Raw genomic sequence first — 24,145 nt, 5'->3', positions numbered from 1 at the left:
TGCCCCCACAGTCCGGAGACCCCGATGTGCCAGCACCAACCCACCTGCCCCTCCGCCGAGGCGACCGATCGGGAAGCCGCCCGGGTCATCGCCTGCTTCCGTGAGCAGGGCTGGAGCCTGCTCTGCAACGGTGTCATCATCTTCGAGGACACCGGTGAACTGCTCCCCGACGGCAGCACCATCGCCCCGCACCGCGGTCCCGCCCGGCACGCCCTCGTCGCCTAACTGATTACTTTCCGTAACGGAACGCCTCCGCAGACCTACGCTAGTCCCCCACCGGGGGACGGCCCTCCCCAGGTCGGCGCACCGGCCGGGGCGGCACGACGACCGCCCCGGCGCAGCCACCTCAGCTCTCGAACGCCTCCGGCGACGGGCACGAGCAGACCAGGTTCCGGTCGCCGTACGCGCCGTCGACCCGCCGCACCGGCGGCCAGTACTTCGCCATCCGGTCGACCGCCCCGGGGTAGGCGCCCACCGACCGCGGGTACGGGTGCGGCCACTCGTCACCGGAGACCATCGCCGCGGTGTGCGGCGCGTTCGCCAGGGGGTTGTCCCCGGCCGGCCACTCCCCCGAGCCCACCTTGTCGATCTCCGCCCGGATGGCGATCATCGCGTCGCAGAACCGGTCCAGCTCGGCCAGGTCCTCACTCTCGGTCGGCTCCACCATCAGCGTCCCCGCCACCGGGAACGACATCGTCGGGGCGTGGAAGCCGTAGTCGATGAGGCGCTTGGCCACGTCGTCGACGCTCACCCCGGTCGACTTGGCCAGCGGCCGCAGGTCCAGGATGCACTCGTGCGCCACCAGGCCCTTGTTGCCGGCGTACAGCACCGGGAAGTGATTGCGCAGCCGCGCCGCCACATAGTTCGCCGCCAGGACGGCCACCCCGGTCGCCCGGGTCAGCCCCTCGGCGCCCATCATCCGCAGGTACGCCCACGGGATCGGCAGGATCCCCGCCGAGCCGTACCGCGCCGCGGAGATCGCCGGCCGGCCGTCGACGTGCGCGCCGGACGGGTCACCGGGCAGGAACGGCGCGAGGTGCGCGCGGACCGCCACCGGGCCGACGCCCGGGCCGCCGCCGCCGTGCGGGATGCAGAACGTCTTGTGCAGGTTCAGGTGCGACACGTCCGCCCCGAACTTGCCCGGCTTGGCGAACCCGACCAGCGCGTTGAGGTTCGCCCCGTCGACGTACACCTGACCGCCGGCGTCGTGGACCTTCGCGCACAACTGCGCGATGCCCGTCTCGTACACCCCGTGCGTGGACGGGTACGTCACCATGATCGCCGCCAGGGCGTCCCGGTGCTTGTCGATCTTCGCGTCGAGATCGACCAGGTCGACGTTGCCGTCGGCGTCGCAGGCCACCACGACCACCCGCATGCCGGCCATCACCGCGCTGGCCGCGTTCGTGCCGTGCGCCGACGACGGGATCAGGCACACGTCGCGGTGCCCCGCGCCCCGGTCCCGGTGGTACGCCCGGATGGCCAGCAACCCGGCCAGCTCACCCTGCGACCCGGCGTTGGGCTGCACGCTGACCGCGTCGTAACCGGTCACCTCCGCCAGCCACGCCTCGAGCTGCGTGATCATCTCCCGGTACCCGGCGGTCTGCGCGTCCGGGGCGAACGGGTGGATGTGCGCGAACTCCGGCCAGGTGATCGCCTCCATCTCGGTGGTGGCGTTGAGCTTCATCGTGCACGACCCGAGCGGGATCATGCCCCGGTCCAGGGCGTAGTCGAAGTCCGACAGCCGCCGCAGGTAGCGCAGCATCGCCGTCTCCGAGTGGTGGCTGCGGAACACCGGGTGGGTGAGGAAGTCACTGGTGCGACGAAGCTCGTCCGGCAGCGCGTCACCGCCGGCGCCGTCGAAGGCGGGCACCCCGAACGCGTCCCACACCTTCTGCACGTGGGCGCCGGTGGTGGTCTCGTCGCAGGAGATGCCGACGTGGTCGGCGTCGACCAGCCGCAGGTTCACCCCGCGCCCGGCGGCGTCGGCGACGACCGCCTCCGCGCGCCCGGGGACCCGGGCCAGCACGGTGTCGAAGAACGTGTCGTGCACGACGTCCACGCCGTCGACCGTGCGCAGGCCGGCGGCGAGCCGCGCCGCCATGTCGTGGGTACGCCGGGCGATGGCCCGCAGCCCGTCCGGGCCGTGGTAGACCGCGTACATGCCGGCCATCACCGCGAGGAGCACCTGCGCGGTGCAGATGTTGCTGGTCGCCTTCTCCCGCCGGATGTGCTGCTCCCGGGTCTGCAGGGCCAGCCGGTACGCCGGGTTGCCGTCCGCGTCCCGGGACACCCCGACCAGCCGGCCGGGCAGCATCCGCTCCAGGCCCGCCCGTACCGCCAGGTAGCCGGCGTGCGGCCCACCGAAGCCCATCGGTACGCCGAACCGCTGGGTGGTGCCGGCGGCGATGTCGACGCCGATCTCCCCCGGCGGCCGCAGCATCGTCAACGCCAGCAGGTCCGCCGCCACGGTGACCAGCGCCCCGCCGGCGTGCGCCGCGGCGACCAGCGGCGCGTGGTCACGGACCACCCCGGACGCCCCCGGGTACTGCAGGTGCAGGCCGAAGAACTCGCCCGGCAGCTCCTCGGCGCCCAGGTCGAGCACCCGCACGTCGATGCCGAGCGGCTCGGCCCGGCTGGTGATCACCGCGATGGTCTGCGGAAGGGTGTCGCCGTCGACGACGTACACCGGGCTCTTGCTCTTGGACGCGCGGCGGGCGAGGGTCATCGCCTCGGCCGCGGCGGTGCCCTCGTCGAGCATGGAGGCGTTCGCGGTGGCCAGCCCGGTCAGGTCCGTGACCATGGTCTGGAAGTTCAGCAGCGCCTCCAGCCGGCCCTGGCTGATCTCCGGCTGGTACGGCGTGTACGCGGTGTACCAGGCGGGGCTCTCCAGCACGTTGCGGCGGATCACCGCCGGGGTGTGGGTGCCGTGGTAGCCCAGCCCGATCATCGACGCGGCGACGGTGTTGCGGGCGGCCAGGGCGCGCAGCTCGGCGATCACCTCCCGCTCGCTGGCCGGGGCGGGCAGGTCGAGGGTGCCGTGCCAGCGGATCACCTCGGGGATCGCCGCGTCCATCAGCTCGTCGACCGAGCCGTAGCCGACGGTCTCCAGCATGCGGCGTTCGTCGTCCGGGTCGGGGCCGATGTGACGGTCGGCGAACTGCTCAGCGGTCATGTTCGCGGCGCTCCTTGCGGGGGGCGAGGTCGACAGGTCGGCCTCCCCCTGAGTCACGCGCGAAGCGCTCCACAGCGCCTGCCCACGAGGTCCTTTTGCCTGAGAGGTTCCGGGGAGGAATCTGCCCCTTCGGCGCCGCCCGGGTGCTGCTGGGCGGTCTCTCCCGCGTGGGTGGTACCGGCATGGTCAACGCTACCAGCGCCGGTGTCACCGGCAGATGTCGTACCCCTTGCCCGCTACACCGCGGCCGGCTCGGCCAGGGCGGGGCCGGCCGGCGGGGCGGGCGCCTCGCGGGTCGGGTCGGGGCCGGCGACCCGGTCGGCCAGGGCCGGCAGCAGCTCGCCCAGCGGCCCGTCCAGGGTGAGGGCGGCGTGCCCGTCCCCGCGGGTCGGCCCCTGGTTGACGATGGCCACCGGGATGCCGAGCTTCGCCGCCCGGATCACGAACCGCCGGCCCGACATCACCGTCAACGATGAGCCGAGCACCAGCAGCGACCGGGCCCGCGCCACCCGGGAGAAACAGTCGGCGACCCGGGCGGCGGGCACCGTCTCGCCGAAGAACACTACGTCCGGTTTGAGCATGCCGGTGCCGCAGATGCCGCAGTCGACGGTGTGGAACCGGGCCACCGCCTCGTCGGGCAGCTCCACGTCGCCGTCCGGGTTGACGGCGGTGACGCGCGCGTCGAAGCCCGGGTTTGCCTCCCGCAGCCGCCGGTCCAGTTCCTCCCGCGAGGTCAGGTTGCCGCAGTCGAGGCAGGTGACCTCGTCGAGCCGGCCGTGCAGCTCCACCACCGCGCTGCTGCCGGCGGCGGTGTGCAGCCCGTCGACGTTCTGCGTGATCACCCCGGTGACCAGGCCGGCGCGCTGCAGCCGCGCCACCGCCCGGTGGCCGGCGTTCGGCGCCGCCCGGCCGATCGTGCGCCAGCCCAGGTGGCTGCGCGCCCAGTAACGCCGCCGCGCGTCCGGGTCGTGGGTGAACGCCTGGTAGGTCATCGGGGTGTGCCGCCGGGCCACGCCGCTGGGCCCCCGGTAGTCGGGGATCCCCGACTCGGTGGACAACCCGGCGCCGCTGAGCACCACCACGTCACCGGCGCCCACCAGCCGGGCCAACGCGTCGAACGTCTCCGTCACCCGTCCATGCTGCCTCACGCGGCTGGCAACGACGACCGGCCGCCCACCGACCGACCTCACCTCGGCGCGGTCGGTGGGTGGCCGCACGATCGCGCCACGGTGACAGCGCCGTCGGCCTGATCCGCAACCCCGACCAGGCGCCGGCGCTGCGCGCCGTCGGCCGCGGCGCGATCAGCCGCGCCGACGTCGCCCCTGGCCGACAGCGCCGCAGATCTGCTCGCCATCTCGCCACGTATATGCGGGATGACCACTGCTCAGGCGAAATCAGTTGGCGGGCTTGCCGAACCAGCGGGAGAGTTGGTCGTCCAGGTCCTGCTGATCGTCGCCGATCCAGGCGACGTGGCCGTCGGGGCGTAGCAGGACGCACGGAACATCCAGTACCGCGGTGGGATCACCGAGGTAATCGACCCGGTCCGACCAGCCGCCGACGGTCAGGCGTTCGGTACGGTCCAGCAGCAGGCCGCGGCCGCGATGCAGCAGACCGTAGAGGTGGCCCTGTTTCACGTCGACGTCGCGCAGGCGGCGGCCGAGCAGGTCGGGGCCTTCGCCGAAGTCGTAGCGGATGCCGATCGCGGTGATCTTCTCGATCAGATAACGGTTCACCTCGTCGAAGTCCATCAGTTCGGTGAGCAGCCTGCGCAAGGCCTGCGGGCCCGGTTCGGTGGACAGCAGTTCCATCTGGGCGCGGGTGTTGTCCAGCACGTCCTCGGCGACCGGATGACGTTCGGCCTGGTAGGTGTCCAGCAGTGTTTCCGGCGCCCAGCCGCGGATCTGTGCGGCCAGTTTCCAGCCGAGGTTGAATGCGTCCTGAACGCCCAGGTTGAGGCCCTGTCCGCCGATAGGTGGATGGATGTGTGCCGCATCGCCGGCCAGCAGGACCCGCCCGACCCGATACAGTTCGGCCAGCCGGGTGGCATCCCCGAAGCGGGACAACCAGCGTGGGGAGTGCACGCCGAAATCGGTTCCGGCGATGGTGCGCAACTGTTGTGTGAAATCCTCGAGGGTGGGCGGTTCCGCGCGATCGCTGACTCCCGCGGCGGGGACTACGACGCTATAGACCCCTTCGCCGAAGGGCCTGAGCCAGAATCGCTTATTGATCTCGAGGATTTCGGTCACCTTGGCGGTGATCTCCTCCTGCGGCACACCCACTTCCATCTCGCCCATCAGCGTCTCGGTCCGCGAGGGCTCGCCGGGGAAGCCGACGCCGAGCAGTTTGCGCACCGTACTGCGCCCGCCGTCACAGCCGACGAGATAGCGCGAACGCAGCTGTTCCCCGTCGGCCAGCTCGACGGTCACACCGTCGTCGTCCTGCTCGAAATCGGCCACCGCGCAACCGCGCCGGACCTGCGCACCCAGTTCGATCGTATGTTCTTCGAGCAGGTGAACGATGACCGGCTGCGGGATGCCCAGCAGATAGGTGTGCGCGGAATCCAGGCCCTCGGGCGCGGGCTTGTTGATGGCGGCGAAGAAACCGCCGGCCGGACGCTGTCTTCCGTGTTCGAGAATGCGCTCCAGCAGCCCGCGCATTGCCATCAGCTCGATACTGCGAATATGCAGACCGACTACGCGGACGAACGACACGGGCTCGGTTTCCTTCTCGAGGACGAGTACCCGCACATCGTGCAGCCGCAGTTCGGCGGCCAGCATCGCGCCAGTCGGCCCGCACCCGGCAATGATCACGTCGAACATGAGGGGCGCGCGATCGGCGCCGGAGGCCGGCGATGGGAGTCCGGGGACGTCGCCCACGGTGGAGTCGCGCTCGACCGTGTCGGTCGACGACGGCTCGGCGGTGAACTGTAGAGAGTGCATAGGTGTTGCCTTTCGGGAGTGCCTTGTTGGCGAGGCGCTCCCGGCGACACCTACGTCAATCGCCCGACCGTGACGGGAAGGGGGAGCACCCACATCGATACAGCGTTCATGGGTCTCACCTCCTCGGGTGGTGTCACGGTCAGCTGCAAGCTACAAGCCCGAGCATCATCCCGTCCAGTCCTTTCCCAGCCACGTGATCACGACTCCAAACGGCCCGTACGGTTGCGACTGCGGTACGCACCGTGTGGCGCCCTTGTCGTCGCTGGGCGTGTCGGTACGGCGACGTTCATGGATGAACCGCGGTTCGGGTACGGCAGAGGACAGCGGCCGCGGTTCAGGCCGGCGTTGCCTGCGACGAGGCCGCCGAGCGCAGGGAGCAGAACTACCGAACCCACTGATCAACCACCCCTGGCAGGCTTGGTGTTGGTTTTGCGTCGCGTCGTTCTACAGCTCGACGTTGATGTTGCCGTCGCGGACCTCGTTCAGGGCCGTCATGTAGCCGACCTCGATCGCCTGCACGAACATGCGCAGCACATCGGTCGGCGCGTCGAGGTAGCCGAACCCCGACCACAGGTTCGCCGCAGCCTGCGCGGCTTCTCGCTCGTCGCCCGGGTCGGTGGCCACGGTGTCGTGCAGCCGGGCGATCATCTCGACCATTCATCGACGGTCTTGCGCGTGATGTCAGCCATGCCAGGAGTGGAGTGCCGCGGTCAACCACCCCCGCGGGTGCCCGGTGGACGATTGCTACCGGGACCCCCTGACGCGCCGGTGGCTCACCCCGGTCCGCTGCGGGCGTCCACGACATCGACGCTGACCGGGACATGACCGGGGACGTCGAGGTCGGCCCCCTTGCCGTGCTCCGGGCGGTGTGGATCCCGGACGACGGCCCCAGCGGCGGGTTGTTCCGCGACGGCCAACCGCCGGCGTGGTGAAGGGGTCGGCCCGCCGGTTGCGGACGGCGGGCCGACCCGTCAGCGGTGGTGACGGGGCAGGGCGACCTGCGGCTGCGCGCCGCCCACCGGCGTCGCGCCGCCCGACTCCCGCACGATCCGGTCCATCGTCCGCGCCAGCTGCTCGCTGCCGTCGTCGAGGTGCCGGGCCGCCGCCTGCATGTGCGAGATCATCATCTCGCCGTAGATCCGCAACGCCTCCCGGGCCGCCACCGAGTCGTCGAAGTTCGTGCCGGCGCTGCTGCGGTACTCCGTCACCGCCCGCTCGGCCTCCTGCTTCGCCTCCTCGGCCGCCGCCTGCATGTAGCTCTCGTACTGCATCCGCGCGTACTCGGCGACCCGCCGGGCGTAGTCGTGGGCCTGAGCGATGATCTGCTCGGCCTCCCGCTGCGCCGCCGACAGCAGGTTGACCTCCTTCGCCGCGGGCAACTTCGCCGCCGCGTCGGTGCTCGGAATCACCCCGTGCCGATGCAGCTCCACATGGTCGTTGAGCCGCTCGTTCTCCGCCCGCAGGTTGTCGATCTGCGCCGACAGCAGATCCAACTCGTCGGCCACCTGCATCCGGAACCGATCCACATCGGTGTGGTCGTACCCGCGCCGCGTGAACGACGCGCTACCGAACTCCCAGCGACGCACCCGGTCGGCGGTCATCCGCACCTGTACACCGCCGGAGACCTGCACTCCGTCGTACCTGCTGATCGGGGTCGTGCTCACCGGACACCTCCGGAACTGTCAGGAGTGGATGGGTCGTCCACCGCCGTCCGCCACGCTGGGCCGTACCAATGCTGGCCGAAACCCTCGTGGTGCAACTGACCGGCGTGGTACCCGGCCTGGGTCAACGCCGTTACCGAATGGGAGACCATCTCGTCGGAACCGCAGATGTAGACGTGCCGGGACCGCCAGTCCGCGTCCGCCAACGCCCGGTCCACCGGCTGCACGAACTCACCCGGCCGGCGCAGATCCGCCCCCACCACATAGGTGACGGTCAACCACGGATACGACGCCGCCAACTTGTCCATCGCGTCGTTGTCGTAGAACTCGATCTGCGAGCGGGCACCCACGTACAGGTCCACCTTGCGGCGGGAACCCTCCGCGGCGACCTGCTCCACCAACGACCTCACCGGCGCCCAGCCGGTGCCGCTGGCCAGCAGCAGCAGGTCGCTCGGACCCGCCGACCACAGCAGCATCCGATCTCCCACCGGCGCCGCCAGGTGGACCTGGTCGCCCAGCGCGGACCCGTACACCAGCCTCGACGACACAGCGCCGCCCGGCGCCGCCCGCACGTGCAGCTCGATGGTGCCGTCGGCGCGCGGCGCGTTGGCCGGCGAGTAGTACCGCCATGACCGCACCGCCGGATGGGACACCCCGATGGACTGGCCCGGCGTGAACGGCAGCAGATACTGCGGGCGCAACGTCAGAACCGCCACGTCGAACGTCCGCCGCTCGTGCCCGACGATCTCGGCCACCCACCACGGCGGGCTCACCGCCTCGGCAGCCTGCGCGGCGTCGATCATCACCTGCGAGACCAGCCCGTAGGCGCCCGCCCAGTCCTGGGCCAGCTCCTCGGTCCACTGGTCGCCCAGGAAATGCTGCAGCGTCGCCAGCAGCGCCTCACCGACCGCCGGGTAGTGCTCGGCCCGCACCGCGAACTTGCGGTGGTCGGCGCCGAGGTCCTGGAGGAACCCGACCAGGCGGTCCACCTGGTCCACGTTGGACACCACATGTCCCAACGCGGTGACCAGCCGGTCCCGTTGCCCGGCCATGTTCGTGGGGAACATCTGCCGGGTCTCCGGATGCGCGAGGAACAGCATCGAATAGAAGTAGAGCGGCACCTGGTCGCCGTGCGCTCCGACCAGGGACCAGCTCTGCTTGAGCCGTGCCGCGTCCACGCTCAGGCGCCCGGCCGGTTTCCGGAGGCCACCACCTGGTCCTGCACCTGCTTCAGCACGAGCTGCACGTCGGCGAGGATGTCCGACGGCACCCCCAGCTCGGTCAGCGTCGCGGTCAGGTGCTCACCGACCTTCACGTAGTGCTCCACCGGGATGTTCAGCGGCTGGTGGGCCTCGGCCAGCCCGCGACCGGAGTACTCGTTCGGCCCCCCGAGCACCACGGTCAGCATCAGCGCCAGGTGCCGCCGCTGCTCCGCCATGTTCACCTCGGTGAAGTAGCCGGCAAGCTCCGGGTCGACGAGCACCCTGTCGTAGAACAGCTCCACCGCGGCCTTGACCGAACTGGCGCCGCCGATGCGCTCGTAGGGGGATACGGGAGTGGTCTCTTCCGTGACCGTCATGTCGTTCCTTCCGGTTGGGGTCACGCGGGCTTCGCCGCGGAGGGGTATCGGCAGCCGGCGCGTCACCGAATGTGCTGTGACGTCGACGCGACAGCGACCGTGTCGGACCATAGCGTGCCGGGCGGATCGGGTCACGGCCGCCCTATCGGATTCCGGACAACAATCGACTACAGACAGTCAAATCGTCCCGAAAGGCCGTCAACCAACAGCGACAAGACCATCACCTTCGGTGAAGTCGGCGCGCGATCCACTCGCAGAACCATCCAATTCGGACAGGGTTGGCCTGAGCCACCCCGAAACCGCTCCCTGACCGTCTGACCAGCGGCGACGTCACCGACCCGGCGACCCGCCCCCCAGGCCCGCCCGCCGACCGGGCCCGACACCACCGGCCCGCCCACCACCGAACACAGTCCGTCACCAAAAACGAATCGCGCCGGGCCATTGCCACGACGCGATCCGACAAGCACAACAGGGCGTGTCAACCAACCCGACGCCGCGCCCGACGCGCCGCCAACTCGTCCCCCACCGACTCCGACGCCTCCGACACCTCCGGCGCGGACGCCACCCGTTCCTGACCACCACCCGCCGCCGGCTCCGCCGGCAGGAGAGACAGCGAACCCAGGATCTCCTTGAACGCCCCGCCGATCGCGATACCGAACACGCCCTGCCCGCCCTGCAACAGGTCGACCACCTCTTCCGGCGACCGGCACTCGTACACCGTCGTCCCGTCCGAGATCAGCGTGATCCCCGCCAGATCCTCCACCCCACGCGACCGCAACGCCTCGATCGCCTTCCGGATGTTCTGCAGGGAAACCCCGGCGTCCAACAGCCGCTTCACGACCTTCAACACCACCAGGTCGCGGAAGGAGTACAACCGGGACGTCCCCGAACCCGACGCGTCCCGCACGCTCGGCACCACCAGCGCCGTCCGGGCCCAGTAGTCCAACTGCCGGTAGCTGATACCCACCGCCTGGCACGCGGTCACACCCCGGTAGCCCACCGCCCCGTCACCGCCCGTTTCGGGCGACACCGGGCCCGACTGCTGCGGCGTACCCGGATCAAGATCTCGCGGCTCGTGCATCCGGACAACCTCCCCGCCCGTGCGGTGACACGCCCTTTTCAAGACGTGCACCCCTCGACGCCGCAACCCTATAGCGGCCTTCAGGAGTTACCACGGAGGAACCGAAGCGACACGCCGCCGCAGCCACCAGGAAGATCACTAACGACACCATGCCGTCACCCACCGTGACGTCAGATCGCGGGCCACCACCCGGCCAGGACCGGAATCAGCCCGCGAAATCCTCCGGCCGCACCTGCTCCAGGAACTCGCGGAACTTCTCCACCTCGTCCTCCTGCTCATCCGGGATCACGATCCCCGCCTCGCTGAGGACCTGCTCGGCACAACGAATCGGAGCCCCGACCCGCAACGCCAACGCAATGGAATCGCTCGGCCGCGCGGACACCCGCACACCGTCCCCGATCAGCAGATCGGCGTAGAAGACGTTCTCCTTCAACTCGATGATCTCCACCGCCCGCAACGGCGCCTTCAACGCCGCCAGCACATCCCGCAGCAGATCATGCGTCAACGGCCGGGCCGGCTTGACCCCCTGCTGCTCGTAGGCGATCGCCGTAGCCTCGACCGCGCCGATCCAGATCGGCAGGTAGCGGTCCCCCTCGACCTCCCGCAGCAGGACGATCGGCTGGTTGCTGGGCAGCTCCACCCGAACTCCGACCACGCTCAGCTCGCGCACCGCCGCCTCCGTGTCGTTGTCACCTACGCCCGCACCGCGCCCTTCCCTGCACGGTACACGGACCGCGACACGAGAGTCCCATGCGCTACGTGCACCACGCTTCTCGCCAGAACGGCGTTACCCCGGCAAGCCTACGACACGCTTCCCGGGGCAGATCTTTCCCTCGTCCACCACCAAGTGGACCGGGCCGGACGCCGCCACGACGCCCGACCCGCCTCACCGACCCAACGTCGACCGCAACCCCACCCGCACCAGGGCCGCGTGCAACTGCTGAGACAACATCACCAACTCACGCGCCGTCTCCGCCGCCCGGGACCGCGCCGCCGGATCACTCTGCCGGGCCAACGGCGCCACCAACTGCGCGAACAGACCGACCTCCCGATCCGCCGCCGTCCGGTACCCCCGCAGATGCCGCGGCTCCAGCCCGTACGCCGCCAGCCCCGCCACCGCCCGCGCGATGATCTGAGCGTCCGCGTCGAACCAACCCGCCGGATCGGACACCAGCACACCGAGCCGCTCCAACTCACCCAACGTCGACTCGTCGATCCCACTCCGGGAGATCAGCTCCGCCCGCCCCAGCCGCACCTGCGACGACTCGACGGGCTCCTGCTCCCGACCCGGCACCTCACCACCGGGACCGACCGCCACCAACGTCGGCCGCTGCCGACCCGAACCACCACCCGACGCGTCCCACTCCGCCAGCTGGTCACGGATCACCCGCAACGGCAGATACTGGTCCCGCTGCGCGGTCAACACGAACCGCAACCGCGCCACGTCGTCCCAGCTGTACTTCCGATACCCCGCCGGCGTCCGCTGCGGCTCCACCAGACCCTCGGTCTCCAGGAACCGCAACTTCGAGATCGTGACGTCCGGGAACTCCGCCCGCAGCTGCCCCAGCACCTCACCGATACTCATCGGCGGATGGGACCCGGCCGCCCCGGGCGGCGTCGAAGCCGCAGGCTCGTTCACCCCCGGCCGGCCTCCTCCTCCGGGCGCGGACCGGCGATGAACACCACCCGGAACTTGCCGATCTGCACCTCGTCACCATTACTCAACGTCGCCGCCTCGACCCGCTCCCGGTTCACGTAAGTGCCGTTCAGGCTGCCGACGTCCCGCACAGTGAACGTGCCACCGTCACGGTGGAATTCGGCGTGCCGCCGCGACACCGTCACGTCGTCGAGGAAGATGTCACTGTCAGGGTGCCGACCACTCGTCGTCACATCGTGATCCAGCAGGAACCGGGCGCCCGCGTTCGGGCCCCGGCGAACCACCAGCAACGCCATTCCCGGAGGCAGCTGAGGGGCCATCCGGCTCGGCACCACATCGGTGTCCGGACCCTCCAGCACTTCGTCGAGCGCACCGAGATTCAACGTCGAAGTGACGTCGAGTGGGGGGAACTCGTCGTCTGGGCGCGTCATGCGGACCACCTCACGGATCTGTTCGGTCGGCGTCGGGGTGAATGGTGGGTCTGGCCGCCGGGCAAACACACCCGGCGGCTGGCTCCCCGTGCCCGGGAAGGCGCATTCCACAACGCTCAACTATTGGGTTTCTCGGTCGACTGGGCGAGCCTAGCCAGCGCCGAAATGCAGGGCAACCGGACGCGCGGAGACAACCCCCGCGGCCCGGACGACACTCAACTCTCAGTGAGCTCGCGGTACGCGCCAGCGGTCAGCAGACCCTCGACCGCCGCCGGATCATCCGGGGTGATCTCCAACAACCACCCCGCACCGTACGGATCCGTGTTGATCGCCTCCGGGGCGTCGCCCAGCGCCTCGTTGCGCGCCGCCACCGTCCCACTGATCGGGGCGTAGATCTCCGACACGCTCTTCGTCGACTCGATCTCACCCAGCGGCTCACCAGCCGCCACCACCGCACCCTCGTCCGGCAACTGGACGAACACAATGTCACCCAGGGCGTCCTGCGCGAAGTGCGTGATGCCGACCCGGACGGCGCCGCCGTCGCCACCGACCACCCACTCGTGCTCGGCGGTGTACCGCAGATCCTCAGGAATCACCAGCTGCGTCCTTCATCCATCGGTGCACCGGGGGGTTCCGGCGCGAGCCGCGCCCGGTTCAGGAAACCGGACGGGCGTGTTCCAGCTTGATCGGCGCGTGCAGCTGCGAAACCTCGACAGTCGCACGCTCCTCGACGTTCACGGTACCGGCGGCATCGTTGACCGATGCGACCACCCCGCCGGGAATGTTCAACGCCGTACGCATCGTCGCCGGATCACCGATCACCAGGATCGTGTACGGGCCGCTCAACCGCCGCCCGTCCACCACCAGGCCACCGCCGTCCGCGTCCACGAAATAGGTCGACGCGATGATCCGCACCGCGGTCCCGTCAGAACCGGAGATCTGCATCGCCTCCGCGCCCGCGCCCCGCAACTCCTCCACGGCGTCGAGGATCCGCGTCGACGAGATAGCCTTCCCGCTCCCCACGAACTGCACCGACAGCCCCGGCCCGACCGCCGGCAACGTGCCCGCCAGGATGCCCAGCTCGTCGGCCCGCCGCGTCGCCTCCTCCAGCGCCGCCTGCCGACCCTGCTCACCCGAGCGCAGCTGCCGCTGGCTCTCCTCCAACGCCTCGATGTCCTGCCGCAGCCGCCGCTCCCGGGAATCCAGGTCCGACGAGATCCGGACCAGGTCCTCCTCCCGCGTCGCCGCGAGCGTCGGGTCCGTCGAGGTCGTCTTCAACTGCACCACCAGGGTGAAGCCCAGCAACGCCAGCAACACAACGATCATGGCTCCCGCCGACGTCAGCCGCCGCTTCCCCGACCCGTCCGCCACCGGACGAGCCGCCGGCGCGGACCCCTCCGGCTCGGCCTCGGGGCTCGCCGGCACGTCGGCCTCCCGCTCCGCCGGCTCGTCCGGCGCAAGCGGACTCAACTCGTCGGGATCCGGCGCGTCCGGCCGCGGATCCGGCTCACCCGCCGGCCCCTTCGGCCGCTTCGGCTCCGCCGCCGGCCAACCGGTCCCGGTCTCCCTGTGCTCGTCGCTCATCGCCACAAACCTACGCCCGGAACAGGTGGCGACGGATCGCCGCCACGTTCCCGAAGATGCGCACCCCGAGCACGACCACCACACCGGTGGAGAGTTGACCGCCCACCCCCAGCTGGTCACCCAGGTACACGATCAGACCCGCCACCAGCACGTTCGAGATGAACGACACCACGAACTGCTTGTCGTCGAAGATCCGGTCGAGCTTCGCTCGGACCCCGCCGAACACCGCGTCGAGCGCGGCCACCACGGCGATCGGCAGGTACGGCTGCAACGCAGCGGGCACGGTGGGGTCGAGGTACACCCCGAGGATCACACCGGCGAGCAACGCCAGCACCGCGATCATCGGCCACCTCCGGGGGGGCTGGGAGAGGTCCCCGAGCCGGACGGCCCGGGACTGGTCGAACCCGCGCCGCCCGAACCCGACGGCGACGGGCTCGGACTGACCGAGGGCTCGGCGTAGCGTAGCCGTGGCTGCGGAGCGGCCGGCAGGGTGAGGCCCTCGGCCTCCTTCACCCCGAACGACAGGCCGGTGGTCCGCGCGACCTCCCGCATCAGGCTCGCCGCGCGGCTGTCGTCGAACCGGCCCTTCATCGAACCCGGACCGATCGCCGCCACCTCGTACGGGCCCGTCACCGGCCGGTAGTCGACGAGGATCGCCTCCCCCGCCGAGCGAATGGTCGACGTCGCGGTCAACCGCTGCCCGTTGACCGCGACCGCCTCCGCGCCCGCCGCCCACAACGCGTTGGCCACCTTCTGCAGGTCGGAGTACAACACCCGGGACGGCCCCCCGTCGGCGCCGGTCACGGCGTCCTTGTCCCCGGCGCCGTCGGCCAACCGCACCACCACACCGTCACCCCGCACCCGACGCAGGCCGGTGCCCGCCTCCAGGTTGCGCAACCGGGACGCCTGGGAGCCGCTCAGCGCCGCGTCCCGCTGCCGGCTCACCTCCTCGCGCAACTGGTCCGCGCGCGCGGTCAACCGGTCGGTCTCGCTCTCCCGCTGCTTGATCTCGGCGATCAGGCCGACGCGGGCCTTCGCCCGACTCGGCTCCTCCGCAATCGTCTCCCGGTAGGCGACGGAGAAGAGGAACCCGATCACCACCACGACCACCATGGTGACCGGGCGGGCCGCCCAGCGCCGCAGACCGGATGGCGGGACCTCCCGACGGCGGGCCGCCGCGTCGGCGTACCCGGGGTCGAGGGGGTTGCGGAACAGGTCGGTGAGGAAGTCCGGCGCGTACACCCGGGCCGAGGGGTCCCGGCCGTCGCGGGGGGTCGAACTCATGCCGGCGCACCCCCGGACGGGGCGCGCATCGCGCGGACCAGGCGGCTGGCCTGCACCACGTACATCGCGCCGGCCACCCAGTAGAGCACCAGCCCCCACCAGGCCAGACCCCAGCCGATCGCGCCGGCCACGGTCGCCGCGCCCGGCGCCGCCGCGGCGAGCAGCAGGATCGGGAAGGCGGCCAGCAGCAGGAAGGTGGCGGTCTTGCCCACGTAGTGCACCGGCGGCGGGCCGTAGCCGTACCGGCGCAGCACCGCAAGCGACCCGAGCAGCAGCAGCTCACGGGCCAGCAGCGCCCCGGTGAACTGCCACGGCACCACCTCCCGCGCGGTGAACGCCAGCAGCGTGGCCAGGATGTAGAGCCGGTCGGCGAGCGGGTCGAGCAGCTCTCCCAGCCGGCTGACCTGGTGCAGTCGACGGGCGATCCAGCCGTCCACCCAGTCGCTGGTGCCGCCGATGGCGAGCACCACGATCGCCGCCACGTCCGCGCGGACGACCAGGAAGAGGTAGAGGAAGAGCGGTACGCCGACCAGGCGGACGAAACTGATCACGTTCGGCAGGGTGAGGACGCGGTCCCCCACGACCGCCGTACCGTCGGAAGTCGAACGCTCCGCGCGAGCCGGGCGACGCGACACCGAACCCCTCCCTTCGCAGCACCGTCCGGCGGCCGACCGTGGTCGGCCGCTGCGGAGGAACGTGCGCGTTGCCGGCCGGTCAGGGCCGGCGCCCTCTGCGATCCCGGGCTGGGACCTCCCCCGATGCGGCCCACGATCGAGTGGATCGTGGGCCGGTGAGTTGCGCTGCCACTATATCGGGCCCTCTCGTGTGGCTCGGACGGCTGCTTGCGTCGTCGCTCAGCTTTCTGTTTCTGTGCGGCCCGGCACTACCCGTAAGGCATCCTAGGACACTAGCTGAGTGATGGGACCAGCTCGACCCCCGGCTGGGCCGGTCGGGAGCCGTCAGGCGGTGCGGGCGGCGGAATCGGTGCCGGTCTGCGGCGCCGACATCGCCGCGGCCTGGCTGAACGCGAGCAGGGCCAGCAGGAGCTCGTGCTGCACCCGGTTGGGCATCCGGTCGAGGACCGCCTGCACCGCCTGGTGCCGCCGGTCGTTGAGCTCCCGCAGCAGCGTCTCCGCCGCCGCGGTCGGAATCAGCCGGACCTCACGCCGGTCGCGGGGGTCCGCCACCCGACGGACCAGACCGACCGCCTCCAGCCGGTCGCAGAGCCGGCTCGCCGACGACGGCACGACGTCCAGCAGCTCGGCCAGCCGGTTCACGTTGGTGTCCGGGTGGGCGATGATCAGCGAGAGCACCCGCAGCTGGGTCGGCGAGACGCTGACGGTGTGCCGGGAGGTCGCCGAGTCGAGCACACCGACGAGCGCCTCAGCAGCCGCATCGATGGCTGCGGCAAGATTCGGAGGTCGCTCCACCCGATGTCCCCTGCGATCGTCCCGCTCGTGTTCGCCCCGCCGGTCCGGTCACCGCTCGCATCCGTCGTCCGGGGGGCCGGAACCGCGCCAGTCCAGGCATACGACGACCGCGTCGTCACGGAGATCCGCGTCGGCGTGGTACGCGTGCAGTTCGCGCATCACCGTACCAACTGCCTCGGTCGCCGGTTGCAGCCGAGTGGACCGCATCGATCGCGCCATGGCCCTTTCCCCGTAAGGCTCCTGGCCAGCGGGCTCGGCGGCGTACACGCCGTCGCTGACCACGAAGAGCCGGTCCCCCGGCTCCACCGCGAACTCCTGCACGTCGTACCGGGTCTCGGCGAACATGCCCAGCGGCAGCTGCTGCTCCAGGGCGATCGGGGTGACCGTGCCCCCACGCACCCGCAGCACGTGCGGCGAGCCGGCGTCCACCGCCTTGACCACGCCGCGCCGGGTGTCCAGCTCCAGCAGCAGCGTCGCCACGTGCCGGCTGCCCCGGTGCTGGTAGAAGATGGTGTCCGAGGCCAGCTCGGCCTGCTCGACCAGGCTCCCGCCGGAGCGTCGGGCGTTGCGCATCGCGTTCACGGTGACCGCGGTGAGCAGTGCGGCCGCCAGGCCGTTGCCGGCGCCGTTGAGCACGGTGACGGTGAGCCGGTCGCCGTCGACCGACCAGTCGAAGTGGTCACCACCGACGGTGTACGCCGGTTCGAGCTGGCCGGCCAGCAGGAATGTGCCGTGCGTGACGCTGCGCCCGGGCAGCAGGTCCCACTGCATCTCGGCGGCCATGCTCAGCCGCTCCCGACGACGGGCCCGGCGGTAACGGTCGGTCTCCCGGTCGGCCGCGCGCAGCGCCACCGCCAGCTCGCCCGCCATCTCCTGGGCCACCTTCACCGCCGCCGGGTCCGGGTGGGCGGGAAGCTCGACCAGCAGCACGCCGAGCCGCTCGCCCCAGACCGACAGCGGCAGGTAGGCCCTGCACCGGCCGTCCTCGCCGGCGTCCAGCACGGGCTGCTGACTGCTGAAGCAGCGCTGGGCCACGCCCTGACAGGAGAGGTAGCCGGCGCCCGGCAGCTGCGGGTCGAGCAGGGGCCAGAGCCCGCTGAACCGGTAGTCGGCGATGAACACCTCGGTGCGCGACGCCCCCACCGCCGCACGGATCGCCCGGTCGGCGGCCTCCGCCAACTGGTCGGGCGGGGCCAGGCGCAGGGCGCGCGACACCTGTCCGGCCGCATCCGGCATGTGCATCCTCCGGGACGATTATTGCTCTGGGGCAAGCATCATACGGAGGTCGGCTGACATCGCGGACGCCCGGTTCCGACCGGCGGCCGAGGGACGCGCCGGCACACCCACCGGGCGCTCCGGTGGACCCGCGGTCGAGCGGCGGAGGACCGCGGGGGCGCCGTCAGTCGGCCGGCTTCGTCGCCACCGCGCCGTAGAAGGCAGCGGTCCACCCCCGCGGCGCCGATCGACCGGACCGCCCGACCGAGGAACGCGCGCAGCGAACGGAAGATCACCGCGCGGGGGCCGTACGCCTCCTCGAAGGCGGGGGCCCGGCCACGTCGACCGGGAAGTGGTGCTCGCCGCCGAGCCAGAAGTCGATCATCCGCGCGGTGCTCGGCTGGTCGGGCTCGGCCATCGACGAGGCTCCCTTCCTCGGGCGATGGCCGACAGCGTACCCACCGGTCGGCTCCGGCGGTATCGGCCCATGAACGGCCGCCGGCCGCGATACTGGCCGCGGGCGTCCGGCGGCCAGGAGGTGCAGCGGTGAACTCGGCGAACGGCGCGGCGGTGGTGGTCGGCGTGGACGGCTCGGAGCCGGCCATGCGGGCCGTGCGCCTCGCGGCGGCCGAGGCGGCCCGCCGGCACCGCCCGCTCCGGGTGGTGCACGGCTTCATCTGGCCGCTGCTGCGCGTACCGGTCAGCCCCCTCACGGAGGGACCGCCCGGCGGGGGCCTGCGACACCAGGCCCAGGAGCTGGTGGCCGCGGCGGTGGCCGAGGCGGAGGGGGCGGCGCCGGGGCTGCGGGTCTCCGGGGAGATCATCGACGGCGAGGCCTCCGCCGTGCTGCTCGGCGAGTCCCCCACCGCCACCATGATCGTGCTCGGCGACCGGGGCCTGGGCGGCTTCGCCGCGCTGGTGGTCGGCTCGGTGGCGGTCCAGGTGGCGTCCTATGCGGACTGCCCGGTGCTGGTGGCCCGGGGCGAGGACCACGCGGCCGGGCCGGTGGTGGTCGGGGTGGACGGCTCGGCGCTGTCCCGCGCCGCGGTCGAGTTCGCCGTGGCGGAGGCGGCGGTGCGCGGCGCCCGGCTCCATGCGGTGCACGCCTACACCCACCCGACCTCTAGCGGGCCGGGCGACATGCAACCCCTGGTCTACGAGGAGAACCAGCTGCGCGGCGAGGAGGACCGGGTGCTCGCCGAGTCGCTCACCGGGCTCACCGAGCGGTACCCGGAGGTGCCCGTCACCCGCGCCGCGGTCCACGGCCGGCCGGTCGCCACGCTCACCGAGGCGACCCGCGACGCCCAGCTGCTGGTGGTCGGCGGTCAGGGCCGGAGCGAGCTGGGCGGGCTGCTCCTCGGGTCGGTCAGCCACGGCGTGCTGCACCACGCCGCGTGCCCGGTCGCCGTGGTCCGCTCCCCCGCCTGAGCGTCGCCGGCACGAATGACCCCGACGCCGCCGGGTAGACGTCCCGGGCACGTCTACAGGAGGAGGCAACGATGCCAGGACCACGGCCGGGCAGCAGCGCGTACGACAAGGAACGGGCGCGGCTGCGCGATCTGATCGAGCAGTCCGGGCGGGCGTCGGACCAGGAGGCGAACCAGGTCGCCAACCGGATCCTGCAGGACGACCGCGGCCAACGGGGCATCGTACGGGGGGAACGGACGTTCGGCCCGAAGGGCGAGCGCGAACCCGGCGACCCGAAGTGAAGACGAGGGAACTGGTCGACGGCGCCATCGCCGGTGCGGTGGGCACCGCCGCGTTGAACATCGTCAGCTACCTCGACATGGTGGCCCGCGCCCGCCCGGCGAGCAGCACCCCGGACGAGACCGCGGGCCGGCTGGCCGGGGTGGCACACGTCGACCTCGGGCCCGAGGACCGGGCGGCCAACCGCCGCTCGGGCCTCGGGGCTCTGCTCGGGTACACCACCGGAATCGCGGCCGGGGCGGCCTTCGGGTTGCTGCTGGCCCGCCGGCGGATCCCGCTGCCGGTGGCGGCCAGCCTGCTCGGCGGTGGCGTGATGGCCACCACCGACGGCTCGATGACCGTGCTGGGCGTGACCGATCCGCGGACGTGGCGGCGCACCGACTGGCTGTCCGACATCGTTCCGCACCTGGTGTACGGAACGACGGCCGCAGCCACCTGGAGGCGGCTGCGGCCGTCGGGCCCGGGGCGTTAGCCCCGGGCGTCGCTCTCGTCGTCGGCCACCGGCCCAGCCGGCGGGCCGTACGGCGAGACCTGACCCTTCGGCGTGGGTCGTCCCCGGTCGGCCTGGGACGTCCCGCCCTTGTGCGGATGGCCCACGCCGGGCCCCTTGCTGTCCTGGACGGTCGGGTTGTTCCCGTTCCGGCGCATCTCGGGCTGCTGCACGTTCGTCACGGGCTTGCTCCTTCCGAGTGGACGGCACGCGGCGTCGGCCGCGCACCTGTGCCGGTTACCCGCCGCCGTCGGACGCATTCCGGGTCGGGGGCACGGTCGGGGGTCTGGCCCGGCGCGGGGCGGGTACACCGCCGGGATGCGGGACGATCGGAACGTGGCGCGGGTGCTGCTGGACCGGCAGGGCCGGACGTACGCCGAGGAGGCGGGAATCCGGTTGGCGGACCGCCCCGGACCGCTGTACCAGCTGCTCGTGCTCACCACCCTGCTGAGCACCCGGATCCGGGCCGGGGTTGCGCTCGCCGCCGCCCGGGAGCTCTTCGCGGCCGGCTACCGGACGCCGCAGGCGATGGAGGCGGCGGGCTGGCAGGACCGGGTCGACGCGCTCGGCCGCGGGCACTACCGCCGCTACGACGAGCGGACGGCCACCATGCTCGGCAGCGGCGCCCGGCTCTGCCTGGACCGCTGGCACGGGGATCTGCGCCGGATGCACCGGGAGGCCGACGGCGACCCGTCGGTGCTGCGCCGGTTGCTCACCGAGTTCCCGGGGATCGGCCCGACCGGAGCGGACATCTTCCTGCGCGAGGCCCAGACGGTCTGGCCGGACGTGCGCCCGTACGCCGACCGGCGGGCCCTCGCCGGCGCGAAGCGGCTCGGGCTGCCGGCGAACCCGGGCGGGCTGGCCGGGTTGGTCGGCGACGCCGACTTCGGGCGGCTCGCCTCGGCGCTGGTCCGGGTGGCGCTGGACGAGGAGTCGGCGGGCGAGGTCAGCCGGAGCGCGGCGGCCCGCTGAGCGTCACTTGACCGGCCTGTCCCCGGGCTTGGTCAGGTGCCACACCAGCACCGCGGCGAGCAGCGCGAGCAGCACCACCCCGCCGGAGATCCCGCCGCCCTCCTGGCCGCTGCTCCGGTGCCCGGTGGCGCCGAAGTAGATCACCGCGAGCCCGGCGAGCACGGCGATGAACGTCCGCATGCCTCGGTCCTTCACGTTCCGCACGGTACGGCCCATCCGCACCCGTTATGCGGCTTTTCCGGCCGATTCCCCCGTCCGGGTCACTCCTGCCGGCAGCCGGCGGCCGGACCGCGCAGCCGCACCCGGCGTACCGCCCGGTCGGCCACCTCGACCACCTCGACGGTGAGCCCGGGCAGGCGCACCCTCTCCCCCGCCCCGGTGGGCACCCGGCCCAGCCGGGCCAGCACCAGGCCGGCGACCGTGGTGTAGTCCCGTGACAGCGGAAAGGTCAGCCGTACCCCGACGTCCGGCAGGTCGTGCAGCGGGAAGTCGCCGGGCAGCAGCAGCGCGCCGTCCGGCTCCCGGACCACCCCGCTCACGTCCCGGTCGGTCTCGTCGTACAGCTCGCCGACCACCTCCTCCAGCAGGTCCTCCATGGTCACCAGGCCGTCGATGCCTCCGTACTCGTCGACCACCAGGGCGAGCTGCTCGTGACGCTGGCGGAACTGGCGCATCGCGTCGGCGACCGGGAGCGTCCCGGGCAGCAGCAACGGCGGCCGGGCCCGCTGGCCGGCGGTGGTGTCGCCGGCGTCGACCAGGTCGCGGATGTGCAGCACGCCGCGTACGTCGTCCAGGCCGCCCGGGCCGACGACCGGGGCCCGGGAGCGGCCGGCGGCGGCCAGCCGTCGCATCGCCTCCGTCGCCGGCGCGGACGCCGGCAGGACCGTCATGTCGCGGCGCGCGACGAGGATCTCCCGCAGCGTACGGCCGGCGATGTCGAACGCCCCGGAAAGGATCTCCCGCTGCTGCGCGGAGAGGCCACGCTGGCTGACCAGCATCTCCCGCAGCTCCTCCTCGGTCACCTCCTCCCGACGCGCCCGCGGGTCCCCGCCGCTGAGCCGGACCAGCAGGTCGGTGCTGCGGCTGAGCAGCCAGACCGCCGGCCGGGACAGCCGGGCCAGCAGGTCCAGCGGGGCGGCGCTGAGCAGCGCCCACCGTTCCGCCCACTGCATCGCCAGCCGCTTCGGCGCCAGCTCGCCCACCACCAGCGTGACGAAGGTGAGCGCCACCGTCACGAGCAGCACCGCCACGGCGTGCGCCGCGCCGCCGAGGAAACCCAGCGGTCCGACCAACGGCTCGGCCAGCGACACCGCAGCCGCCGCCGAGGCGAGGAAGCCGGCCAGGGTGATGTAGAGCTGAATGGTGGCCAGGTAGCGGTTCGGCTCCCGGGCCAGCCGGGCCAGCCGGACACCGGTCCGACCCGAGCGACCCAGCCGCCGCAGCTGCCCCTCACGCAACGTCACCAGGGCCATCTCGCTGCCGGAGAGGGCCGCGTTGACCAGGACCAGGACGGCCACCAGGGCGAGCTGACCGGCCATCGCACCCCCTCCCGCTCCACCGCCGCACGCCGCCGGGGCACCCGGTCAGTCGTTCTCCAGGTCGTCCAGGGAGATCGCATGCGTCATCAGCCATCGCGCCAGCGCGGCCATCCCGAACAGCCACAGCGGCGCCGACTCGGTGGTGCCGTTGGTGGCGAAGATGGCGAAGCGCAGGTCCGGTGCCCGGTACGCCTCAATCCGCCATCGGTGCTGCTTGTCCCGCCAGACCGCCGAAGGGTCCATGGCGTCACGGTAGGCGACCACGCCGGCCGGGCGGGTCGTCTTCGTCGGCGCCGGTCAGCCCGGCGGTGCGACCACCTCGCGGGCGTCGTCGGGCAGCCGGCGGGTGGCGCCCCGCCGGTCGAGCAGCTCCAGCAGCGGCACGGCGACCCGGCGGGTGGTGTCCAGGGCCTGCCGGGCGGCGCTGAGGGTGAACGGCTGCGGCAGGCGCGCGAGGACCCGCACCGCATCGTCGAGCGCGCCGGGAAGCAGCACCACGTTCTCCGCCACCCGCAGCAGGACGCCGGCCCTGACGGCGGCGCCGATCTCCCGTGGGCCGAGCCCCAGGTCGCCGAGTCGGTGCGTCTCAGGGGCCTGGAAGGGGCGGTCGCCGTACTCGGCGCGGACCCGGTCGACGGCCCGGGCCACCGGCTCCGGTAGCGCGTCGACCGCCACCGCGGTGACCCGCCCGGCGCGCAGCCGCAGCGGCGGCCGCAGCAGCGCCTCCACCACGGCCCGGTCGGGCAGGGCGAGGCGCTGGCGCAGCACGTCCACCGGCACCCCCGGTTCGAGGGGGTGTTCCGCCGCGTACCGGGTGACCTCCTCGGTGAGCCGGACGCCGAGGAGGCGCCAGTGCTCCCGGTCGGCCAGCCAGTCCCCGGCCACCGGCGCGACGGTGACCGGCACGCCCATCCGGGTCAGCTCACCGGCCCGGACCAGGGCCCGACGGCGCAGCTCCCCAGCGAGGTCGGGCCGGCCGTCCAGCCCGGCCAGGACCGTCGCCCGGGCGGTCGCCGCGCCCCGCCGGCGCAGCGGCGGCGGGGCCACGTCCAGGACGGTCACCCCGCCGGCGACGTGGTGCCGGCCCGGGTCGCGCAGCAGCGCCCGGTCGCCGATCAGCAGCGGCAGCGGACGGGCCAGTCGCAGCCGTACCGTGTCGGGGCCGAGCGGCCGCACCCGGGCGGGCACCGCGGCCGAGCCGACATGCAGGGTGAGGGTGGCCGGCAGGTCGGCGGCCGGGTCGCCGGCGAGCCGCACGTCCAGCAGATCGGTCAGCCGGAACCGACCGGGGCTGAGCAGCGCGTCGCCGCGGGCGAGCCGGTCCCGGGACACCCCGCGCAGGTTCACCGCCACCCGGGCCAGCGCGTCCACCCGCTGCTGCGCGGCGTTCAGGGAGTGCAGGCCG

General features: G+C 72.2%; 29 protein-coding genes and 1 riboswitch. Of the genes, 5 read left to right on the top strand and 24 right to left on the bottom strand.

Features of this window, described 5'->3' with window-relative positions:
• The first annotated feature begins 24 nt into the window (after positions 1-24).
• On the top strand, positions 25-225 hold the full coding sequence (locus tag SLP03_RS15575; RefSeq protein WP_242801458.1) for a DUF5999 family protein: 201 nt from the start codon (positions 25-27) through the stop codon (positions 223-225).
• A 121-nt stretch (positions 226-346) separates the two neighbouring features.
• Here SLP03_RS15575 and gcvP read toward each other — a convergent pair whose 3' ends face one another.
• The 19 genes from gcvP to SLP03_RS15480 all read right to left on the bottom strand — a co-directional run bounded on the left by gcvP (position 347) and on the right by SLP03_RS15480 (position 18,451).
• Positions 347-3,172 carry an aminomethyl-transferring glycine dehydrogenase gene (gcvP, locus tag SLP03_RS15570; RefSeq protein ID WP_319461304.1) on the bottom strand — a complete coding sequence of 942 codons (2,826 nt, stop codon included), beginning with the start codon at positions 3,170-3,172 and terminating at the stop codon, positions 347-349.
• Between the two features lie 77 nt (positions 3,173-3,249).
• A riboswitch (glycine riboswitch) is annotated at positions 3,250-3,348 on the bottom strand.
• A 60-nt stretch (positions 3,349-3,408) separates the two neighbouring features.
• A complete protein-coding gene (locus tag SLP03_RS15565) occupies positions 3,409-4,302 on the bottom strand; it encodes an NAD-dependent protein deacetylase (protein ID WP_319461303.1) in 894 nt (297 codons plus the stop codon).
• Positions 4,303-4,566: 264 nt separating this feature from the next.
• Complete coding sequence (gene rox, locus SLP03_RS15560) at positions 4,567-5,991, bottom strand: rifampin monooxygenase (RefSeq protein ID WP_319461359.1); 1,425 nt, start codon at positions 5,989-5,991, stop codon at positions 4,567-4,569.
• Positions 5,992-6,555: 564 nt separating this feature from the next.
• Complete coding sequence (locus tag SLP03_RS15555) at positions 6,556-6,759, bottom strand: hypothetical protein (protein ID WP_319461302.1); 204 nt, start codon at positions 6,757-6,759, stop codon at positions 6,556-6,558.
• A gap of 323 nt (positions 6,760-7,082) precedes the next feature.
• Entirely contained in the window at positions 7,083-7,775 is a 693-nt protein-coding gene (locus SLP03_RS15550; RefSeq protein ID WP_319461301.1) for a cell division protein DivIVA, read from the bottom strand.
• Positions 7,772-8,950 (bottom strand): globin domain-containing protein, encoded by a 1,179-nt coding sequence (locus SLP03_RS15545; RefSeq protein ID WP_319461300.1) that lies wholly within the window; start codon positions 8,948-8,950, stop codon positions 7,772-7,774. The genes SLP03_RS15550 and SLP03_RS15545 overlap by 4 nt, the downstream gene beginning before the upstream one ends.
• 2 nt (positions 8,951-8,952) lie before the next feature.
• The gene (locus SLP03_RS15540) at positions 8,953-9,351 is read right to left on the bottom strand and encodes a group 1 truncated hemoglobin (protein ID WP_319461299.1); all 399 of its coding nucleotides are present in this window, start codon (positions 9,349-9,351) and stop codon (positions 8,953-8,955) included.
• Between the two features lie 478 nt (positions 9,352-9,829).
• A complete protein-coding gene (locus SLP03_RS15535; protein ID WP_319461298.1) occupies positions 9,830-10,432 on the bottom strand; it encodes a MerR family transcriptional regulator in 603 nt (200 codons plus the stop codon).
• 205 nt (positions 10,433-10,637) lie between these two features.
• A complete protein-coding gene (locus SLP03_RS15530) occupies positions 10,638-11,102 on the bottom strand; it encodes a bifunctional nuclease family protein (RefSeq protein WP_210778061.1) in 465 nt (154 codons plus the stop codon).
• Between the two features lie 216 nt (positions 11,103-11,318).
• Positions 11,319-12,017, bottom strand: coding sequence for a MerR family transcriptional regulator (locus SLP03_RS15525; RefSeq protein WP_319461297.1), 699 nt, complete (start codon positions 12,015-12,017; stop codon positions 11,319-11,321).
• A 50-nt stretch (positions 12,018-12,067) separates the two neighbouring features.
• Positions 12,068-12,520 carry an FHA domain-containing protein gene (locus SLP03_RS15520; protein ID WP_319461296.1) on the bottom strand — a complete coding sequence of 151 codons (453 nt, stop codon included), beginning with the start codon at positions 12,518-12,520 and terminating at the stop codon, positions 12,068-12,070.
• 215 nt (positions 12,521-12,735) lie between these two features.
• The gene (gene gcvH, locus SLP03_RS15515; RefSeq protein WP_319461295.1) at positions 12,736-13,116 is read right to left on the bottom strand and encodes a glycine cleavage system protein GcvH; all 381 of its coding nucleotides are present in this window, start codon (positions 13,114-13,116) and stop codon (positions 12,736-12,738) included.
• 58 nt (positions 13,117-13,174) lie between these two features.
• On the bottom strand, positions 13,175-14,104 hold the full coding sequence (locus SLP03_RS15510; protein WP_319461294.1) for a DUF881 domain-containing protein: 930 nt from the start codon (positions 14,102-14,104) through the stop codon (positions 13,175-13,177).
• A 10-nt stretch (positions 14,105-14,114) separates the two neighbouring features.
• Positions 14,115-14,447, bottom strand: coding sequence for a small basic family protein (locus tag SLP03_RS15505; protein WP_319461293.1), 333 nt, complete (start codon positions 14,445-14,447; stop codon positions 14,115-14,117).
• Entirely contained in the window at positions 14,444-15,388 is a 945-nt protein-coding gene (locus SLP03_RS15500) for a DUF881 domain-containing protein (protein WP_319461292.1), read from the bottom strand. Before SLP03_RS15500 ends, SLP03_RS15505 begins: the two co-directional genes overlap by 4 nt.
• Complete coding sequence (locus SLP03_RS15495) at positions 15,385-16,023, bottom strand: CDP-alcohol phosphatidyltransferase family protein (RefSeq protein WP_319461291.1); 639 nt, start codon at positions 16,021-16,023, stop codon at positions 15,385-15,387. Before SLP03_RS15495 ends, SLP03_RS15500 begins: the two co-directional genes overlap by 4 nt.
• A 324-nt stretch (positions 16,024-16,347) precedes the next feature.
• On the bottom strand, positions 16,348-16,818 hold the full coding sequence (locus SLP03_RS15490; protein WP_319461290.1) for a MarR family transcriptional regulator: 471 nt from the start codon (positions 16,816-16,818) through the stop codon (positions 16,348-16,350).
• A gap of 48 nt (positions 16,819-16,866) precedes the next feature.
• Positions 16,867-18,054 carry a PP2C family protein-serine/threonine phosphatase gene (locus SLP03_RS15485; RefSeq protein ID WP_319461289.1) on the bottom strand — a complete coding sequence of 396 codons (1,188 nt, stop codon included), beginning with the start codon at positions 18,052-18,054 and terminating at the stop codon, positions 16,867-16,869.
• Positions 18,055-18,325: 271 nt separating this feature from the next.
• Positions 18,326-18,451 (bottom strand): hypothetical protein, encoded by a 126-nt coding sequence (locus SLP03_RS15480; RefSeq protein ID WP_319461288.1) that lies wholly within the window; start codon positions 18,449-18,451, stop codon positions 18,326-18,328.
• A gap of 128 nt (positions 18,452-18,579) precedes the next feature.
• On the opposite strand from SLP03_RS15480, the gene SLP03_RS15475 reads away from it, so the two are divergent.
• From SLP03_RS15475 to SLP03_RS15465, 3 genes are all read left to right on the top strand, one after another.
• Positions 18,580-19,461, top strand: a complete 882-nt coding sequence (locus tag SLP03_RS15475; RefSeq protein WP_319461287.1) for a universal stress protein — start codon at positions 18,580-18,582, stop codon at positions 19,459-19,461.
• A gap of 71 nt (positions 19,462-19,532) precedes the next feature.
• A complete protein-coding gene (locus SLP03_RS15470) occupies positions 19,533-19,742 on the top strand; it encodes a phosphatidylethanolamine-binding protein (RefSeq protein ID WP_319461286.1) in 210 nt (69 codons plus the stop codon).
• Positions 19,739-20,212, top strand: a complete 474-nt coding sequence (locus tag SLP03_RS15465) for a hypothetical protein (protein WP_319461285.1) — start codon at positions 19,739-19,741, stop codon at positions 20,210-20,212. Before SLP03_RS15470 ends, SLP03_RS15465 begins: the two co-directional genes overlap by 4 nt.
• Here SLP03_RS15465 and SLP03_RS15460 read toward each other — a convergent pair.
• Positions 20,209-20,412, bottom strand: coding sequence for a hypothetical protein (locus SLP03_RS15460; RefSeq protein ID WP_319461284.1), 204 nt, complete (start codon positions 20,410-20,412; stop codon positions 20,209-20,211). The two genes, SLP03_RS15465 and SLP03_RS15460, sit on opposite strands and share 4 nt — an antisense overlap.
• Positions 20,413-20,548: 136 nt before the next feature.
• Between SLP03_RS15460 and SLP03_RS15455 the strand changes: the two genes are divergently transcribed.
• A complete protein-coding gene (locus tag SLP03_RS15455; RefSeq protein WP_319461283.1) occupies positions 20,549-21,202 on the top strand; it encodes a hypothetical protein in 654 nt (217 codons plus the stop codon).
• A 3-nt stretch (positions 21,203-21,205) separates the two neighbouring features.
• Here SLP03_RS15455 and SLP03_RS15450 read toward each other — a convergent pair whose 3' ends face one another.
• The 4 genes from SLP03_RS15450 to SLP03_RS15435 all read right to left on the bottom strand — a co-directional run.
• Positions 21,206-21,382, bottom strand: coding sequence for a hypothetical protein (locus tag SLP03_RS15450; RefSeq protein ID WP_319461282.1), 177 nt, complete (start codon positions 21,380-21,382; stop codon positions 21,206-21,208).
• Positions 21,383-21,462: 80 nt separating this feature from the next.
• Positions 21,463-22,740, bottom strand: a complete 1,278-nt coding sequence (locus SLP03_RS15445; RefSeq protein ID WP_319461281.1) for a hemolysin family protein — start codon at positions 22,738-22,740, stop codon at positions 21,463-21,465.
• A 45-nt stretch (positions 22,741-22,785) separates the two neighbouring features.
• Entirely contained in the window at positions 22,786-22,983 is a 198-nt protein-coding gene (locus SLP03_RS15440; protein ID WP_089014379.1) for a hypothetical protein, read from the bottom strand.
• 54 nt (positions 22,984-23,037) lie between these two features.
• On the bottom strand, positions 23,038-24,145 hold a 1,108-nt coding region (locus tag SLP03_RS15435), incomplete at its 5' end, for a SelB C-terminal domain-containing protein (protein WP_319461280.1).

The sequence above is a fragment of the Micromonospora sp. RTP1Z1 genome, assembly GCF_033804685.1.
Lineage (GTDB): Bacteria > Actinomycetota > Actinomycetes > Mycobacteriales > Micromonosporaceae > Micromonospora.
Note: the sequence above shows the minus strand (reverse complement) of the source record. Positions and strands in the feature narration are given on the sequence as shown.